Origin of the sequence: Bacillus sp. PAMC28571 (assembly GCF_014250435.1) — a bacterium.
In the GTDB taxonomy this organism is placed as follows: domain Bacteria; phylum Bacillota; class Bacilli; order Bacillales; family Bacillaceae; genus Bacillus; species Bacillus safensis.
In genome coordinates, this window is the sequence record NZ_CP060191.1 from 2,520,991 (window position 1) to 2,536,440 (window position 15,450).

Annotated in this window: 8 protein-coding genes, 21 tRNA genes, 3 rRNA genes and 1 riboswitch; of the genes, 6 read left to right on the forward strand and 26 right to left on the reverse strand. The window is 45.7% G+C overall.

The features are described 5' to 3' along the window. The first annotated feature begins 78 nt into the window (after positions 1 to 78). Both H7F25_RS12695 and H7F25_RS12700 read left to right on the forward strand, forming a co-directional pair. Positions 79 to 813 (forward strand): TraR/DksA C4-type zinc finger protein, encoded by a 735-nt coding sequence (locus H7F25_RS12695; protein WP_041107397.1) that lies wholly within the window; start codon positions 79 to 81, stop codon positions 811 to 813. Positions 814 to 899: 86 nt separating this feature from the next. After that, the gene (locus H7F25_RS12700) at positions 900 to 1,376 is read left to right on the forward strand and encodes a TspO/MBR family protein (RefSeq protein WP_044332218.1); all 477 of its coding nucleotides are present in this window, start codon (positions 900 to 902) and stop codon (positions 1,374 to 1,376) included. A gap of 76 nt (positions 1,377 to 1,452) precedes the next feature. On the opposite strand, the gene H7F25_RS12705 is transcribed toward H7F25_RS12700, so the two are convergent. The 24 genes from H7F25_RS12705 to H7F25_RS12820 all read right to left on the reverse strand — a co-directional run bounded on the left by H7F25_RS12705 (position 1,453) and on the right by H7F25_RS12820 (position 8,737). Beyond that, a tRNA-Glu gene (locus H7F25_RS12705) sits at positions 1,453 to 1,524 on the reverse strand. Positions 1,525 to 1,531: 7 nt separating this feature from the next. After that, positions 1,532 to 1,622 (reverse strand) — tRNA-Ser (locus H7F25_RS12710). Between the two features lie 3 nt (positions 1,623 to 1,625). Continuing rightward, positions 1,626 to 1,700: transfer RNA gene (locus tag H7F25_RS12715), tRNA-Asn, on the reverse strand. 6 nt (positions 1,701 to 1,706) lie between these two features. Further along, positions 1,707 to 1,783 (reverse strand) — tRNA-Ile (locus H7F25_RS12720). A gap of 17 nt (positions 1,784 to 1,800) precedes the next feature. Further along, a tRNA-Gly gene (locus H7F25_RS12725) sits at positions 1,801 to 1,874 on the reverse strand. 11 nt (positions 1,875 to 1,885) lie between these two features. Next, positions 1,886 to 1,961 (reverse strand) — tRNA-His (locus H7F25_RS12730). Positions 1,962 to 1,986: 25 nt separating this feature from the next. Beyond that, positions 1,987 to 2,059, reverse strand: a tRNA-Phe gene (locus H7F25_RS12735). 18 nt (positions 2,060 to 2,077) lie between these two features. Next, a tRNA-Asp gene (locus H7F25_RS12740) sits at positions 2,078 to 2,154 on the reverse strand. Between the two features lie 4 nt (positions 2,155 to 2,158). Beyond that, a tRNA-Met gene (locus H7F25_RS12745) sits at positions 2,159 to 2,235 on the reverse strand. A gap of 22 nt (positions 2,236 to 2,257) precedes the next feature. Continuing rightward, positions 2,258 to 2,350: transfer RNA gene (locus H7F25_RS12750), tRNA-Ser, on the reverse strand. Positions 2,351 to 2,357: 7 nt separating this feature from the next. Further along, a tRNA-Ile gene (locus H7F25_RS12755) sits at positions 2,358 to 2,434 on the reverse strand. A 4-nt stretch (positions 2,435 to 2,438) separates the two neighbouring features. Then, positions 2,439 to 2,512: transfer RNA gene (locus H7F25_RS12760), tRNA-Met, on the reverse strand. 25 nt (positions 2,513 to 2,537) lie between these two features. Further along, a tRNA-Ala gene (locus H7F25_RS12765) sits at positions 2,538 to 2,610 on the reverse strand. Between the two features lie 8 nt (positions 2,611 to 2,618). Next, positions 2,619 to 2,695, reverse strand: a tRNA-Pro gene (locus tag H7F25_RS12770). A 7-nt stretch (positions 2,696 to 2,702) separates the two neighbouring features. Further along, a tRNA-Arg gene (locus H7F25_RS12775) sits at positions 2,703 to 2,779 on the reverse strand. 10 nt (positions 2,780 to 2,789) lie between these two features. Then, positions 2,790 to 2,875: transfer RNA gene (locus H7F25_RS12780), tRNA-Leu, on the reverse strand. 12 nt (positions 2,876 to 2,887) lie between these two features. Further along, positions 2,888 to 2,959 (reverse strand) — tRNA-Gly (locus H7F25_RS12785). 30 nt (positions 2,960 to 2,989) lie between these two features. Further along, positions 2,990 to 3,072: transfer RNA gene (locus H7F25_RS12790), tRNA-Leu, on the reverse strand. Positions 3,073 to 3,080: 8 nt separating this feature from the next. Next, positions 3,081 to 3,156: transfer RNA gene (locus H7F25_RS12795), tRNA-Lys, on the reverse strand. Positions 3,157 to 3,193: 37 nt separating this feature from the next. After that, positions 3,194 to 3,269: transfer RNA gene (locus tag H7F25_RS12800), tRNA-Thr, on the reverse strand. A 33-nt stretch (positions 3,270 to 3,302) separates the two neighbouring features. Continuing rightward, positions 3,303 to 3,378: transfer RNA gene (locus tag H7F25_RS12805), tRNA-Val, on the reverse strand. Between the two features lie 520 nt (positions 3,379 to 3,898). After that, a 5S ribosomal RNA gene (rrf, locus tag H7F25_RS12810) occupies positions 3,899 to 4,014 on the reverse strand. A gap of 61 nt (positions 4,015 to 4,075) precedes the next feature. Further along, positions 4,076 to 7,006: ribosomal RNA gene (locus H7F25_RS12815) — 23S ribosomal RNA — on the reverse strand. 182 nt (positions 7,007 to 7,188) lie between these two features. Further along, positions 7,189 to 8,737, reverse strand: a 16S ribosomal RNA gene (locus H7F25_RS12820). Together the 16S, 23S and 5S rRNA genes form the textbook arrangement of a ribosomal RNA operon. A 435-nt stretch (positions 8,738 to 9,172) precedes the next feature. Beyond that, positions 9,173 to 9,274: riboswitch (TPP riboswitch) on the forward strand. A gap of 98 nt (positions 9,275 to 9,372) precedes the next feature. Here H7F25_RS12820 and thiT point away from each other — a divergent pair. Further along, positions 9,373 to 9,948, forward strand: coding sequence for an energy-coupled thiamine transporter ThiT (gene thiT / locus H7F25_RS12825; protein ID WP_024423228.1), 576 nt, complete (start codon positions 9,373 to 9,375; stop codon positions 9,946 to 9,948). Between the two features lie 240 nt (positions 9,949 to 10,188). On the opposite strand, the gene H7F25_RS12830 is transcribed toward thiT, so the two are convergent. Continuing rightward, positions 10,189 to 10,743, reverse strand: a complete 555-nt coding sequence (locus H7F25_RS12830; RefSeq protein WP_024423230.1) for a GNAT family N-acetyltransferase — start codon at positions 10,741 to 10,743, stop codon at positions 10,189 to 10,191. A gap of 171 nt (positions 10,744 to 10,914) precedes the next feature. Between H7F25_RS12830 and H7F25_RS12835 the strand changes: the two genes are divergently transcribed. Genes H7F25_RS12835 through ftsW form a run of 3 tightly spaced genes read left to right on the forward strand, consistent with a single transcriptional unit; the run spans position 10,915 to position 13,861 of the window. After that, entirely contained in the window at positions 10,915 to 11,553 is a 639-nt protein-coding gene (locus H7F25_RS12835) for a helix-turn-helix domain-containing protein (protein WP_024423231.1), read from the forward strand. Positions 11,554 to 11,567: 14 nt separating this feature from the next. Beyond that, a complete protein-coding gene (gene rodA / locus H7F25_RS12840) occupies positions 11,568 to 12,722 on the forward strand; it encodes a rod shape-determining protein RodA (protein WP_024423232.1) in 1,155 nt (384 codons plus the stop codon). A gap of 5 nt (positions 12,723 to 12,727) precedes the next feature. Further along, a complete protein-coding gene (gene ftsW, locus H7F25_RS12845; RefSeq protein WP_081372127.1) occupies positions 12,728 to 13,861 on the forward strand; it encodes a putative lipid II flippase FtsW in 1,134 nt (377 codons plus the stop codon). Positions 13,862 to 13,891: 30 nt separating this feature from the next. Here the strand turns inward: ftsW and H7F25_RS12850 are convergent, their stop codons facing one another. Then, a complete protein-coding gene (locus tag H7F25_RS12850; protein WP_024423234.1) occupies positions 13,892 to 15,439 on the reverse strand; it encodes a flotillin lipid rafts scaffold protein FloT in 1,548 nt (515 codons plus the stop codon). Between the last annotated feature and the right edge of the window lie 11 nt (positions 15,440 to 15,450).

A 15,450-nucleotide genomic window follows, 5' to 3' on the forward strand; every position in this document is an offset into this window, starting at 1 on the left:
ATTGCTTCAAATTGGAACTAGTCTTACATACAAAATTGCTCATACTAACAATATGTTTGATATGAAAGGATGATCGCTTTGTTGTCTAAAGACGAATTACATCATTTGAAGCAGCGCCTTCTCGATGAAAAGAAAGAACTTGAAGCCAAAAGCCATGACGATGAACAGAAAGTATCCTTTCCCTACGATTCAATCGGTGAATTGTCTGCCTATGATAACCACCCTGGTGATCAAGGGACAGAGCTGTTCGAGCGTGGGAAAGATATTGCTTTAAACAGCTTGGAACATGAACATATGTTAGACATCAATGAAGCACTCCAAGCCATTGCAGACGGCTCTTATGGTCTGTGCAAGGTCTGTAAAGCCCCTATTCCAAAGGAACGCTTAGAAGCCTTGCCTACTGCCGTCACATGCACAGAGCATTCAAAAGAACAGACCGTTTCACAAAACCGTCCGATTGAAGAGGATTTATTAAGTCCTCCCGCGGGACAATTTGAAAATGAAGAAAGTGCTGCGTACGATGGAGAGGATGCCTACCAAGACGTAGAACGCTACGGAAACTCTGAGACCCCGTCTGATATGGAATTCCCTCCTCTGACATACGATGATGTATATACACAATCAGAAGATGAAGATTATGTAGAGGACTACGAAGGATTCGCAGCTGCTGATATTGAAGGAAAAGCAAGCAAGGTGTATCCGAACAAAGCACACGAGGCCTATGAAGAAGCACTAGACGAAGAAGGTGTCATGACGGTATTTGGTGACTTGAAACCGTACGAGGAAGAACCTTATACAGAAGAAAATCATTAGTCCCCTCATATTGGGGGCTTTATGTTTATATCATGTAATTATTGGGAAATCATTTTAAGAGTGAATTTGATTGGAGGAGATTCTTGATGGCTAGAAAAAGTATCATTTGGGCGATTGTCGTCTTCTTTATTACATACGCACTATTCTCTATTGCCGGATTCTTGTTCCCCGTCGACAGAGAATGGTATGACGCATTGAATAAACCAGAATGGACGCCTGGTGGCGGTGTGATCGGTGCTGTGTGGGCTGTCTTATTTGCACTCATCTCATTGTCCGCAGCGATCATTTATGGAAAATATGGATTCCAAAAAATCACTTTACCATTTTGGATTCTTTTCCTTTTAAATTATGTTTTCAATCAAGCCTTTAGCTTTTTTCAATTTACACAAAAGGATTTGTTTGTAGCTACAATCGACTGCCTTCTCGTCGCACTGACAGCACTTGCACTTGTCATCGTCTCACGTAAACTAAGCAAAGTCGTTCCAATTTTACTGATTCCATATGTCTTATGGGGCTTCTTTGCCACATACTTGTCTTATACGATCTATTCCATGAATATGTAAAAAAAGACCGCCATGATGCGGTCTTTCGTTTTGGAGAAAATAAAAAAGAGATCTTTGACAAGATCTCTTTTAAAAATGACCCGTACGGGATTCGAACCCGTGTTACCGCCGTGAAAGGGCGGTGTCTTAACCGCTTGACCAACGGGCCATATCAATGGCGGAGAAGGAGGGATTTGAACCCTCGCGCCGCTTACGCGACCTACACCCTTAGCAGGGGCGCCTCTTCAGCCACTTGAGTACTTCTCCATTTGGCTCCGCAGGTAGGATTCGAACCTACGACCGATCGGTTAACAGCCGATAGCTCTACCACTGAGCTACTGCGGAAGATCATGGTGGGCCTGAGTGGACTCGAACCACCGACCTCACGCTTATCAGGCGTGCGCTCTAACCAGCTGAGCTACAGGCCCATGAACAGATATACAAATGGAGCGGGTGATGGGAATCGAACCCACGACATCAGCTTGGAAGGCTGAGGTTTTACCACTAAACTACACCCGCAAAAATATGTATGGGGCGATTGATGGGAATCGAACCCACGAGTGCCAGAGCCACAATCTGGTGCGTTAACCACTTCGCCACAACCGCCATACTATGAATATTTTTATAAAAGTGGCTCGGGACGGAATCGAACCGCCGACACACGGATTTTCAGTCCGTTGCTCTACCAACTGAGCTACCGAGCCAAGTATTCTTTTGAAAAATGGCGGTCCGGACGGGACTCGAACCCGCGACCTCCTGCGTGACAGGCAGGCATTCTAACCAACTGAACTACCGGACCATTTTGGTTGCGGGGGCAGGATTTGAACCTGCGACCTTCGGGTTATGAGCCCGACGAGCTACCGAACTGCTCCACCCCGCGATGATATGGGTTTTAAAAAATATGGCGGAGGAAGAGGGATTCGAACCCCCGCGGGCTTTGACACCCCTGTCGGTTTTCAAGACCGATCCCTTCAGCCGGACTTGGGTATTCCTCCGTATAGATGGTGGACCTTGTAGGACTCGAACCTACGACCGGACGGTTATGAGCCGTCTGCTCTAACCAACTGAGCTAAAGGTCCTTTATAGCGGCGGAGGGGATCGAACCCCCGACCTCACGGGTATGAACCGTACGCTCTAGCCAGCTGAGCTACACCGCCATGATCAAATTAATCTTTTAAAAAGTGGAGCCTAGCGGGATCGAACCGCTGACCTCCTGCGTGCAAGGCAGGCGCTCTCCCAGCTGAGCTAAGGCCCCATAAAAGATGGTCGGGAAGACAGGATTCGAACCTGCGACCCCTTGGTCCCAAACCAAGTGCTCTACCAAGCTGAGCTACTTCCCGATCTTAATGGCGCGCCCGAGAGGAGTCGAACCCCTAACCTTTTGATCCGTAGTCAAACGCTCTATCCAATTGAGCTACGGGCGCTTATTTATAATGCCGAGGGCCGGACTTGAACCGGCACGGTAGTCACCTACCGCAGGATTTTAAGTCCTGTGTGTCTGCCAATTCCACCACCCCGGCGTGGATGGTATAAGCGGAAGACGGGATTCGAACCCGCGACCCCCACCTTGGCAAGGTGGTGTTCTACCACTGAACTACTTCCGCATTACAGGATTTCTTTATTTTATTTGGCAATGCGGGTGAAGGGACTTGAACCCCCACGTCATAAAGACACTAGATCCTAAGTCTAGCGCGTCTGCCAATTCCGCCACACCCGCATGAAACATGGTGAGCCATGAAGGACTCGAACCTTCGACCCTCTGATTAAAAGTCAGATGCTCTACCAACTGAGCTAATGGCTCGCTTTAAAAGCGACTTGTCTATCTTACCATATGAAAGTGGTGCCGGCAAGAGGACTTGAACCCCCAACCTACTGATTACAAGTCAGTTGCTCTACCAGTTGAGCTACACCGGCTTTATCTATCCTAACATTATGTAAGAATAAATATGGTGGAGGATGACGGGCTCGAACCGCCGACCCTCTGCTTGTAAGGCAGATGCTCTCCCAGCTGAGCTAATCCTCCACTATGTAGGAATCTCTCGATCCGACAAAGATTATTATATACAGGTTTTAATCATTTGTAAAGGCTATATTAAAAAAATTTTATTTCAATTTTCATTGCGTATTTCTTTTAACAAATGATCGTCATTTCACCTATTCAAACAGCTGCTGTTCCGTTCAGCAGCTGAACTTCTCTCTTCTATATTCTCTTTTAAAACGTTCGATTCCTTCAGAAATATTAGCAGTCCCTCATTTTTATACTTTAATGATATATGTAATCTCTTTAGCCGTAAGCATTTATAAAAATCATATAGGCTTATACACATCTTTAATTTCCCTATATAAGCTGATACTCTGTCTCTCTATTGTTTTTATAGCTAATGTTTTATGCGATAGGCTCATTTTCCTCTTTATATCCAAGTATTTCACACGCTGCTTCTGGACATAAAATGAAGCCACGATCTTTTATCAAACAAGTGAATGTATGTACCCTCAACTTGCACAAAAAAGACCAGTTCCGACTGGAACTGATCCTTATAGAAGCTTGGCGGCGTCCTACTCTCACAGGGGGAAACCCCCAACTACCATCGGCGCTGAAGAGCTTAACTTCCGTGTTCGGTATGGGAACGGGTGTGACCTCTTCGCTATCGCCACCAAACCTGATGGAGAGAATGTTCTCTCAAAACTAGATAACAATGTTCATGCTTCACATTAGAATATAGGTTAAGTCCTCGATCTATTAGTATCTGTCAGCTCCACGTGTCACCACGCTTCCACCTCAGACCTATCAACCTGATCATCTTTCAGGGATCTTACTTCCTTGCGGAATGGGAAATCTCATCTTGAGGGGGGCTTCATGCTTAGATGCTTTCAGCACTTATCCCGTCCGCACATAGCTACCCAGCGATGCCCTTGGCAGAACAACTGGTACACCAGCGGTGCGTCCATCCCGGTCCTCTCGTACTAAGGACAGCTCCTCTCAAATTTCCTGCGCCCGCGACGGATAGGGACCGAACTGTCTCACGACGTTCTGAACCCAGCTCGCGTACCGCTTTAATGGGCGAACAGCCCAACCCTTGGGACCGACTACAGCCCCAGGATGCGATGAGCCGACATCGAGGTGCCAAACCTCCCCGTCGATGTGGACTCTTGGGGGAGATAAGCCTGTTATCCCCGGGGTAGCTTTTATCCGTTGAGCGATGGCCCTTCCATGCGGAACCACCGGATCACTAAGCCCGACTTTCGTCCCTGCTCGACTTGTAGGTCTCGCAGTCAAGCTCCCTTGTGCCTTTACACTCTGCGAATGATTTCCAACCATTCTGAGGGAACCTTTGGGCGCCTCCGTTACATTTTAGGAGGCGACCGCCCCAGTCAAACTGCCCACCTGACACTGTCTCCCTGCCCGATAAGGGCAGCGGGTTAGAAGGTCAATACAGCCAGGGTAGTATCCCACCGATGCCTCCACCGAAGCTAGCGCTCCGGTTTCCAAGGCTCCTACCTATCCTGTACAAGCTGTACCAACATTCAATATCAGGCTGCAGTAAAGCTCCACGGGGTCTTTCCGTCCTGTCGCGGGTAACCTGCATCTTCACAGGTACTATAATTTCACCGAGTCTCTCGTTGAGACAGTGCCCAGATCGTTGCGCCTTTCGTGCGGGTCGGAACTTACCCGACAAGGAATTTCGCTACCTTAGGACCGTTATAGTTACGGCCGCCGTTTACTGGGGCTTCAATTCGCACCTTCGCTTACGCTAAGCGCTCCTCTTAACCTTCCAGCACCGGGCAGGCGTCAGCCCCTATACTTCGCCTTACGGCTTCGCAGAGACCTGTGTTTTTGCTAAACAGTCGCCTGGGCCTATTCACTGCGGCTTCTCGGGGCTTTAACACCCTAAGAAGCACCCCTTCTCCCGAAGTTACGGGGTCATTTTGCCGAGTTCCTTAACGAGAGTTCTCTCGATCACCTTAGGATTCTCTCCTCGCCTACCTGTGTCGGTTTGCGGTACGGGCACCTCTCACCTCGCTAGAGGCTTTTCTTGGCAGTGTGGAATCAGGAACTTCGCTACTAAATTTCGCTCGCCATCACAGCTCAGCCTTTACGGGAAACGGATTTGCCTATTTCCCAGCCTAACTGCTTGGACGCGGATATCCAATACCGCGCTTACCCTATCCTCCTGCGTCCCCCCATTGCTCAAATGGTGAGGAGGTGGTACAGGAATATCAACCTGTTGTCCATCGCCTACGCCTTTCGGCCTCGGCTTAGGTCCCGACTAACCCTGAGCGGACGAGCCTTCCTCAGGAAACCTTAGGCATTCGGTGGACGGGATTCTCACCCGTCTTTCGCTACTCATACCGGCATTCTCACTTCTAAGCGCTCCACCAGTCCTTCCGGTCTGGCTTCACAGCCCTTAGAACGCTCTCCTACCACTGTTCGTAAGAACAGTCCGCAGCTTCGGTGATACGTTTAGCCCCGGTACATTTTCGGCGCAGAGTCACTCGACCAGTGAGCTATTACGCACTCTTTAAATGGTGGCTGCTTCTAAGCCAACATCCTGGTTGTCTAAGCAACTCCACATCCTTTTCCACTTAACGTATACTTTGGGACCTTAGCTGGCGGTCTGGGCTGTTTCCCTTTCGACTACGGATCTTATCACTCGCAGTCTGACTCCCAAGGATAAGTCATCGGCATTCGGAGTTTGACTGAATTCGGTAACCCGGTAGGGGCCCCTAGTCCAATCAGTGCTCTACCTCCGAGACTCTTACCTTGAGGCTAGCCCTAAAGCTATTTCGGAGAGAACCAGCTATCTCCAGGTTCGATTGGCATTTCACCCCTACCCACACCTCATCCCCGCACTTTTCAACGTGCGTGGGTTCGGGCCTCCATTCAGTGTTACCTGAACTTCACCCTGGACATGGGTAGATCACCTGGTTTCGGGTCTACGACCACGTACTCATGCGCCCTATTCAGACTCGCTTTCGCTGCGGCTCCGCATCTTCTGCTTAACCTTGCACGGGATCGTAACTCGCCGGTTCATTCTACAAAAGGCACGCCATCACCCGTTAACGGGCTCTGACTACTTGTAGGCACACGGTTTCAGGATCTATTTCACTCCCCTTCCGGGGTGCTTTTCACCTTTCCCTCACGGTACTGGTTCACTATCGGTCACTAGGGAGTATTTAGCCTTGGGAGATGGTCCTCCCGGATTCCGACGGAATTTCACGTGTTCCGCCGTACTCAGGATCCACTCTGGAGAGAACAACATTTCAGTTACAGGGCTGTTACCTTCTTTGGCGGGCCTTTCCAGACCTCTTCGCTTATATCATTCCTTTGTAACTCCGTATAGAGTGTCCTACAACCCCAAGAGGCAAGCCTCTTGGTTTGGGCTGTTCCCGTTTCGCTCGCCGCTACTCAGGGAATCGCATTTGCTTTCTCTTCCTCCGGGTACTTAGATGTTTCAGTTCCCCGGGTATGCCTTCTCATACTCTATGTATTCAAGTATGGATACTACTCCATTACGAGCAGTGGGTTTCCCCATTCGGAAATCTCCGGATCAAAGCTTGCTTACAGCTCCCCGAAGCATATCGGTGTTCGTCCCGTCCTTCATCGGCTCCTAGTGCCAAGGCATCCACCGTGCGCCCTTTCTAACTTAACCATTTCTTACTTTAGAAAGAATCACTATGTGTGATGAACTTTGCATTGCATTCAATGTGAATGTATTACTTATTGTTATCTAGTTTTCAAAGAACAATCCTGTCTCGCTAGAGACATGTTCTGAAGGAATGATCCTTCAAAACTAAACAAGACGAAAACGCACGCTGCTCCATATATCCTTAGAAAGGAGGTGATCCAGCCGCACCTTCCGATACGGCTACCTTGTTACGACTTCACCCCAATCATCTGCCCCACCTTCGGCGGCTGGCTCCATAAAGGTTACCTCACCGACTTCGGGTGTTGCAAACTCTCGTGGTGTGACGGGCGGTGTGTACAAGGCCCGGGAACGTATTCACCGCGGCATGCTGATCCGCGATTACTAGCGATTCCAGCTTCACGCAGTCGAGTTGCAGACTGCGATCCGAACTGAGAACAGATTTATGGGATTGGCTAAACCTTGCGGTCTCGCAGCCCTTTGTTCTGTCCATTGTAGCACGTGTGTAGCCCAGGTCATAAGGGGCATGATGATTTGACGTCATCCCCACCTTCCTCCGGTTTGTCACCGGCAGTCACCTTAGAGTGCCCAACTGAATGCTGGCAACTAAGATCAAGGGTTGCGCTCGTTGCGGGACTTAACCCAACATCTCACGACACGAGCTGACGACAACCATGCACCACCTGTCACTCTGTCCCCGAAGGGAAAGCCCTATCTCTAGGGTTGTCAGAGGATGTCAAGACCTGGTAAGGTTCTTCGCGTTGCTTCGAATTAAACCACATGCTCCACCGCTTGTGCGGGCCCCCGTCAATTCCTTTGAGTTTCAGTCTTGCGACCGTACTCCCCAGGCGGAGTGCTTAATGCGTTAGCTGCAGCACTAAGGGGCGGAAACCCCCTAACACTTAGCACTCATCGTTTACGGCGTGGACTACCAGGGTATCTAATCCTGTTCGCTCCCCACGCTTTCGCTCCTCAGCGTCAGTTACAGACCAGAGAGTCGCCTTCGCCACTGGTGTTCCTCCACATCTCTACGCATTTCACCGCTACACGTGGAATTCCACTCTCCTCTTCTGCACTCAAGTTTCCCAGTTTCCAATGACCCTCCCCGGTTGAGCCGGGGGCTTTCACATCAGACTTAAGAAACCGCCTGCGAGCCCTTTACGCCCAATAATTCCGGACAACGCTTGCCACCTACGTATTACCGCGGCTGCTGGCACGTAGTTAGCCGTGGCTTTCTGGTTAGGTACCGTCAAGGTGCGAGCAGTTACTCTCGCACTTGTTCTTCCCTAACAACAGAGCTTTACGATCCGAAAACCTTCATCACTCACGCGGCGTTGCTCCGTCAGACTTTCGTCCATTGCGGAAGATTCCCTACTGCTGCCTCCCGTAGGAGTCTGGGCCGTGTCTCAGTCCCAGTGTGGCCGATCACCCTCTCAGGTCGGCTACGCATCGTCGCCTTGGTGAGCCATTACCCCACCAACTAGCTAATGCGCCGCGGGTCCATCTGTAAGTGACAGCCGAAACCGTCTTTCATCCTTGAACCATGCGATCCAAGGAACTATCCGGTATTAGCTCCGGTTTCCCGGAGTTATCCCAGTCTTACAGGCAGGTTACCCACGTGTTACTCACCCGTCCGCCGCTAACATCCGGGAGCAAGCTCCCTTCTGTCCGCTCGACTTGCATGTATTAGGCACGCCGCCAGCGTTCGTCCTGAGCCAGGATCAAACTCTCCGAGGTATGCAGGATGCATATCACACATGCGTTGCTACACGATGTAGCGAACTTAGCATGTGATCACTTCCTGCCTCGCCAGTTTGACTGACTACCTATGAAGTATCATAGGATTTTTTTATAAAAACTCGAATTAACAGGTACGTTTTGTCTTGTTTAGTTTTCAAAGATCATCTTCGTCGTCTCTCAGAGGCGACTTTATTAATATAACATTCTATCAAGATAAAGTCAACAACTTTTTTCTTAATGTTATTTATCAACCGCGCTGTTTCAGCGGCGAATACAAATATAACATCTTTTGAAAGAAGAAACAAGTATTTTTTCTAAATAATTTATTTTTCCTTATCTCTTCCTATATATTGATACAAATGCTGCTTATCTCGGGAATTATCTATTGTTGATCCTGCAGGTCTTTAGTATATTTATAATAGATTGAAACTAAATAACCGCAGGGGGAGCTTTGTGCTGAGAGTGAACATTCGTTGTTCTGACCCTTTGAACCTGTCAGTTAATACTGAAGTAGGAATGTGGAATCACTTGAATACATACGGTGTATTCAAATCGATATGTTTTTCTATGAATAACATACTCATCCTTACACGGTCTCTCCTTGCTCAATTCATGAAAAAGGAGATTTTTTTATGCAGCAATCAAATCAATTGGTACGACTGATGGAAATCGCAATTATGACTTCACTTGCACTTGTATTAGATTACTTATCAGGTCTCTTTTTAAGAATGCCCAATGGCGGTTCTCTTGCGCTGATTATGATTCCCGTCATTCTCATGTCTATTAGATGGGGAATATCTACCGGATTTATCATCGGTGTGTTAATCGCAGGTCTTCAGCTGATGAATAGCCCGATCATCGCTACACCTGTTCAAGGATTCCTCGATTACTTCGTTGCATCTGTTGTCATTTCTTTAAGCGGCCTGTTTTCTGGACTGATCAAAAAAGCCATTCAGGATCAAAAGCGAAAACAGCAATTCTTCTATATTACCCTAGCTGTTTTTATTGCTAGTTTCTTCAGGCTGCTGACGTTCTTTATTTCTGGCGTCGTTTTCTTTTCTCAATATGCACCGAAAGGAACACCAGGATGGGTTTATTCTTTAGTTTATAACAGCACATATATGGTTCCTTCATTTATTATTTGCAGTATTGTTCTTTGTATACTTATCCCAAGTGCATCCCGTTTGGTTTTTCCTCATCAAAAATAACCGGCTGATTTCAGCTGGTTATTTTTTTATGCATAATTTGCTGCTCTATGGAATCTATTAATAGTAGAAGATTTCATGCTGGAGGTACGACAATGAGCCCTTACTCCATTATGCTGTGCTGTTATATTCTCAGTCTTGCTTATTTTTTGGCAGGCTTCTATGAAGCTTTAAAAATAGCAGGCGTGAAAGGAAAAGTAGAAGCTTCACCGTTTATTTCTTACATGTTGCTTGCTGTGCTCTTCACTTTTTTCTCTCATTATTACTGGAAGCTGACGATTTAATTCGCTGTACATGGTTATTCAATATAGACAGCTCCCATCCATACCCTATTTCATTATGGTTCTCGCCAGCCAGCTCGAACTGGCTGGTAACGACAAAACTAGGTTGAAGTTTTTGATAAAATTGTTTTGCCGAATTTTGTTCAAACACCCATAGCATCAACTTCTGATACCCTTTTTCTATTAAATAATCGACACCTTTAGCAATTAAGGCAATACCCGCACCTGATTTCTGTTTCTGTTGTAATAAATAGATGGCATATAGCTCTCCATCATATGTAGAATAACGTTCGTCACGTTGTTTTCCGAAAGAAGCAAAACCAAATACGCCATCCGCATCTTCTGCGACAAACGTCCCTTCAAGTGACCTTCTTCTCCAGCTCTCTTTCCGATCTTCAATGTTTAATCCATCTAAATACTCCTGCGAAATAATCCCCTGATAAGTCGTCTGCCAGCTTTTCACATGAATCTCAGCGATTTTTGGAATATCTTGATGTACCGCGTGTCTCACCTTCATCCGCGCCACTCCTACTCACTGTTTTTATCCTATTTATATTATGATAAATTCTTATTTTTTAAAATTCAATCAATAAAGGATATCCGTTGACATTTTGTCAACACACCTTTATATTGGGTACGACTTCTTCTATAGAAGAGTTGATACATAATGAAAAGGATGGCGTAGAAAATGGATATTAAGACAACAGAGCTTGGGCAAATTTTAAAGGAAAAATTGCAGCAACGCTCTTTATCTTTAAGAGAGCTCAGCACATACACAGGAATCGATAAAGCGACACTGTCCAGAATCATGAATGGAAAAAGAAAACCCACTTTGAATCATCTGCAGCGGCTTTCAGAATCTCTGAACATATCATTAGATCAACTATTGACTGCTTCAGGGTATCCAATTAAAAACGAAAAGGCGCACGGTGATACGTTCATTCAAGCGGTAGAAGAGATTGAAAAAACCCTAAAAGATCAAGAGATCTACGACGGTACGTTTAGTCAGACCAAATTGGAACAAAAGTTAAACGAATACGAAGTCTACAGCCAAACAGCTGAAGGAAAAGAAACGATTACGGCAAAGTTTGAAAAAAAGATGAAGACGCTAAGCGGCGTCGGGCCATTTCTTGAGCAGTTGAAAAACATGTACAGTTTATTCATCAATGGACGAGGAACTCCTCGAGAATTGATGCTGATGGGAGGCGCACTCCTTTATTTCATTATGCCTGTTGATTTAATACCAGATTATATTTTTCCGATCGGCTATATTGATGACGCTGCCGCGGTGCAAGTCATATTAAACCAACTGACAAATAGGGCATAGCAGGAAAAGAATCCATGAAAAAACAGTACAGCATTGACTTCGCACTTTTACTCACTGTTATTTGTTTATTTGTCATCAGCCTACTAGCTGTTTATAGCGGATCGGGACAGTATGAAACGCAAGATATGCTTTATTTCGTCAAAAGGCAAATTTTCTGGTATATCGTCGGTTTCGGTCTCATGGCAGCAGTTGCCTACTTTGATTATGAGCTGCTTGAGCGTTTATCTTTTCGGTTATTTGCAGGTGGTATTTTTCTCATTATTCTTGTGCATTTTTTCGGAACGAGTCAAAATGGTTCCCAAAGGTGGATCAGCTTCGGTTCAATCAAAATTCAGCCATCAGAGTTCATGAAAATTTTTGTGATCCTGCTGCTTGCGGCTGTCTTGAACCAATACAAGCATCAGCGATTTTCTTTTCAAGAAAGCATCATTCCTACAACTAAAGTCATTTGCTGGACTATCGTCCCTTTTTTCCTCATCTTAATTCAGCCTGATTTAGGAACAGCGCTCGTGATCTTATCCATTGCCTTTACACTGATGCTTGTATCAGGGATTTCGAGCAAGATGACGGCTGCATTAATGGCTGCTTTTCTTGCACTTCTTGCCTTTTTGATCTATCTGCACAATCATCATTTTGAGCATTTTACGAAAATCATTAAGCCTCATCAGCTTGATCGCATTTATGGGTGGCTCTCTCCTGATGAATTTGATTCAACATACGGGTATCAGCTGAAACAATCGATACTCGGCATTGGATCAGGTCAATTATCAGGGAGCGGTTTTACAAAGGGGCAACAAGTACAAGGTGGCAATATCCCTGAAGCCCATACGGATTTTATATTTGCCGTCATTGGTGAGGAGTTTGGTTTTATTGGCGCCTCTCTTTTGATGTGTCTGTACTTAATGATGATTTACCGAATCATTCACGTGGCTATGCACGCTAATACACTCTATGGATTATACATATGTGCAGGTGTCGTTGGGCTGATCATGTTTCAAGTTTTCCAAAACGTAGGGATGACAATCGGTTTAATGCCTGTGACGGGACTTGCACTTCCTTTTATCAGCTATGGAGGCAGTGCGCTATTGACCAACATGATCGCCATTGGTCTCGTGTTTAGTGTCAATCTTAGATCATCATCCTATATGTTTGGTCGCAATTGGGGTTGAAGATGATGACATTCCTTTTATCCCATCTCAAAAGAATCGACCGCATTCTTGTTGGTACGATTGTGTTTCTCTGCTTATTTGGTTTACTGATGGTCTACAGTGCAAGTTATCCTTTAGGAGAAGTGAAGTATGAACAGGGCAGCTATTTCTTTATCAAACAATGGCAATGGCTCGTGATGGGGGGATTCTTTTTCTTCATTGCCGCTCTTCTCCCTTATCAGATTTATCGCAAATGGATAAAGTGGCTTGTCTTACTGTCATTGCTATGTCTCATCCTTGTCCTGCTTCCTGGAATTGGTGTTGTCAAAAATAATTCACAGCGGTGGATTCATCTAGGTTCTCTCATGCTCCAGCCTTCAGAAGCTGTGAAACTAGTGATGGTGATCTATTTTGCCTATGTGTATGCGAAAAAACAAGCGTACATTACATCTTTTAAAAAAGGTGTAATGCCCCCACTCATTCTTTTAGGGATTGCTTTTTTATTGATCTTAAAGCAGCCGGATTTAGGCACAGCTGTGTCTATTTTATTAAGCTGCGGCATTATTTTATTATGCGCTGGACTGAAAACGCGCCATCTTATTTTGCTGGGATGGACTGCCGCAGCGGGAATCACTTTTTTTGCTGTGACAGCTCCTTACCGTTTAAAACGGCTGACTTCTTTTCGTAATCCTTTTCAGTATGAAAATGGGGATGGATATCAGCTGATTCATTCGTATTTCGCGATGAATTCAGGCGGGCTGACGGGAAATGGCTTAGGCGGAAGCATTCAAAAACTGGGCTTTCTTCCTGAAGCCCATACGGATTTTATCATGGCCATCATCAGTGAAGAACTGGGAATCATGGGAATTTTGCTTGTGATTGGTGCATATCTTCTCATCATGTATCGAGCCATGCGAATTGTGCAAGCTTTACACGACCCATTTGGAAAACTGTTAACGATCGGGCTCACGTTTCAAATCATGCTCCAAGCAGCATTTAATCTAGGAGCTGTCTTCGGGCTTCTCCCCATTACAGGCATACCTCTTCCCTTTATTAGCTACGGCGGATCTTCATTGGTGTTCATGATGATATCAGCAGGCATTCTTGTGAATCTTTCTTCATCTATCAAAAGACACCGGCATGTGCCCCAAATAAAATAGACACCTTCTATCAGAAGGTGTCTTTTGATTTTATTCTTCTATTTGACGATCAGCGATTTCTTTTTTTCTTGGCTGTTTGATTTCATTGGTCAGTTCTTGGATGCTTTGTTTCACATTGCCTTTGCCAGAGAAATTCTCAATAATTTCTTTGACATCAATCCCAGAGGAAGCTTTCAGACTTTCTTGAAGACTGGACATAAGGTTTGTCGCATAGCCGGTCACTTTATTGGCGCCGCTGCCTTCGCCGTTACCGCCCGTATCCACAACAGTAATTTTATCAATGTTAGAAAGTGGAGCAGATACTTGCTTCGCATATTCAGGAAGCATTTTCACAATCATATCAAGGATCGCTGCCTGGCCATACTGTTCGAATGCTTCCGCAATTTTCTCTTTTGCTTCCGCTTCCGCAAGTCCTTTCAGTCTAATGACTTCTGCTTCTGTTTCCCCTTTCGCACGATCCGCTTCCGCTTTGGCAAGCCCGTCAATACGGACTTTCTCAGCTTCTGCTTTGGCCATTGCTTCGATGCTGTATTTCTTCGCATCTGCTTCAGCGAGGCGTTTCGCTTTTTCCGCCGCAGCTGACTGCTCAACAGCATAACGGTCCGCATCTGCTTTCTTTTTCACTTCAGAATCGTATTGACGTTCACGACGCTGAATCTCTTTTTCTTCTAATTCAATTTGTTTCTGACGCTCAATGATTTTGACTTGCATTTCTTGTTCAGTTACGTGCTGTCGGTTACGAGCTGTTTCTAGATCGTACGCTTGGTCAGCACTTGCTTTTGCCGTATCCTGTTCACGTCTGAATTCTGCTCTTTTCAGCTCATTGATCTTTTCTGCTTCAGCGATTTCAGTAGCACGCTCAAGCTCAGATTTCTTCGCATCTTTATCTGCTTCCGCACGTTTGATACGTGTTTCTTTATCTGCTTCAGCTGTTGCAATATCTGCATCGCGTTTTACTTGGGCAATTCTTGGTTTACCTAGAGATTCTAAATAGCCATTTTTATCACGAACATCTTTGATCGTAAACGATACAATGACAAGACCCATTTTCGCTAAATCTTGAGAAGCGACACGTTGTACTTCTTGAGAGAATTTCTCTCTGTTTTTATAAATCTCTTCAACTGTCATTGATCCTAAGATGGATCGAAGGTGGCCTTCTAATACTTCTCTTGCTTCGTTTTCGCGGTCTTCTTTTGTTTTCCCTAAAAATTGCTCTGCAGCAGTCGCGATTTCTTCAATCGATCCGCCAATTTTAATGATGGCTGTTCCATCCGCCATGACCGGTACACCTTGTTCGGTATAGACTTCAGGTGTTGAAACGTCTAGCTTGCTAGATAGTAAGCTGAGCGGCTCTGCTTGTTGAAAGACTGGAAGTACAAAGGTACCGCCGCCTCTCACAATCTTAATCTTGTTTCCACCTTCATCCACGTGGACATTTTTACTTCCTAGGTAACTTCCTGTGACGATTAATGCTTCATCTGGACCTGCTGTCCGGTATTTAGAAACAAATACACCAATAAGTGCAATAAGAATCACAAGCACAATTCCAATGATCACTAAAATAGTTGTTCCTGGCATAGCATTCCCTC

What these genes read in the sequence shown, in the direction of transcription:
- thiT (WP_024423228.1), top strand. Translation starts at nt 9,373, where the DNA reads ATGCAGCAATCAAATCAATTGGTACGACTGATGGAAATCGCAATTATG.
- ftsW (WP_081372127.1), top strand. Translation starts at nt 12,728, where the DNA reads ATGACATTCCTTTTATCCCATCTCAAAAGAATCGACCGCATTCTTGTT.
- rodA (WP_024423232.1), top strand. Translation starts at nt 11,568, where the DNA reads ATGAAAAAACAGTACAGCATTGACTTCGCACTTTTACTCACTGTTATT.
- H7F25_RS12830 (WP_024423230.1), bottom strand. Translation starts at nt 10,743, where the DNA reads ATGAAGGTGAGACACGCGGTACATCAAGATATTCCAAAAATCGCTGAG.
- H7F25_RS12700 (WP_044332218.1), top strand. Translation starts at nt 900, where the DNA reads ATGGCTAGAAAAAGTATCATTTGGGCGATTGTCGTCTTCTTTATTACA.
- H7F25_RS12850 (WP_024423234.1), bottom strand. Translation starts at nt 15,439, where the DNA reads ATGCCAGGAACAACTATTTTAGTGATCATTGGAATTGTGCTTGTGATT.
- H7F25_RS12835 (WP_024423231.1), top strand. Translation starts at nt 10,915, where the DNA reads ATGGATATTAAGACAACAGAGCTTGGGCAAATTTTAAAGGAAAAATTG.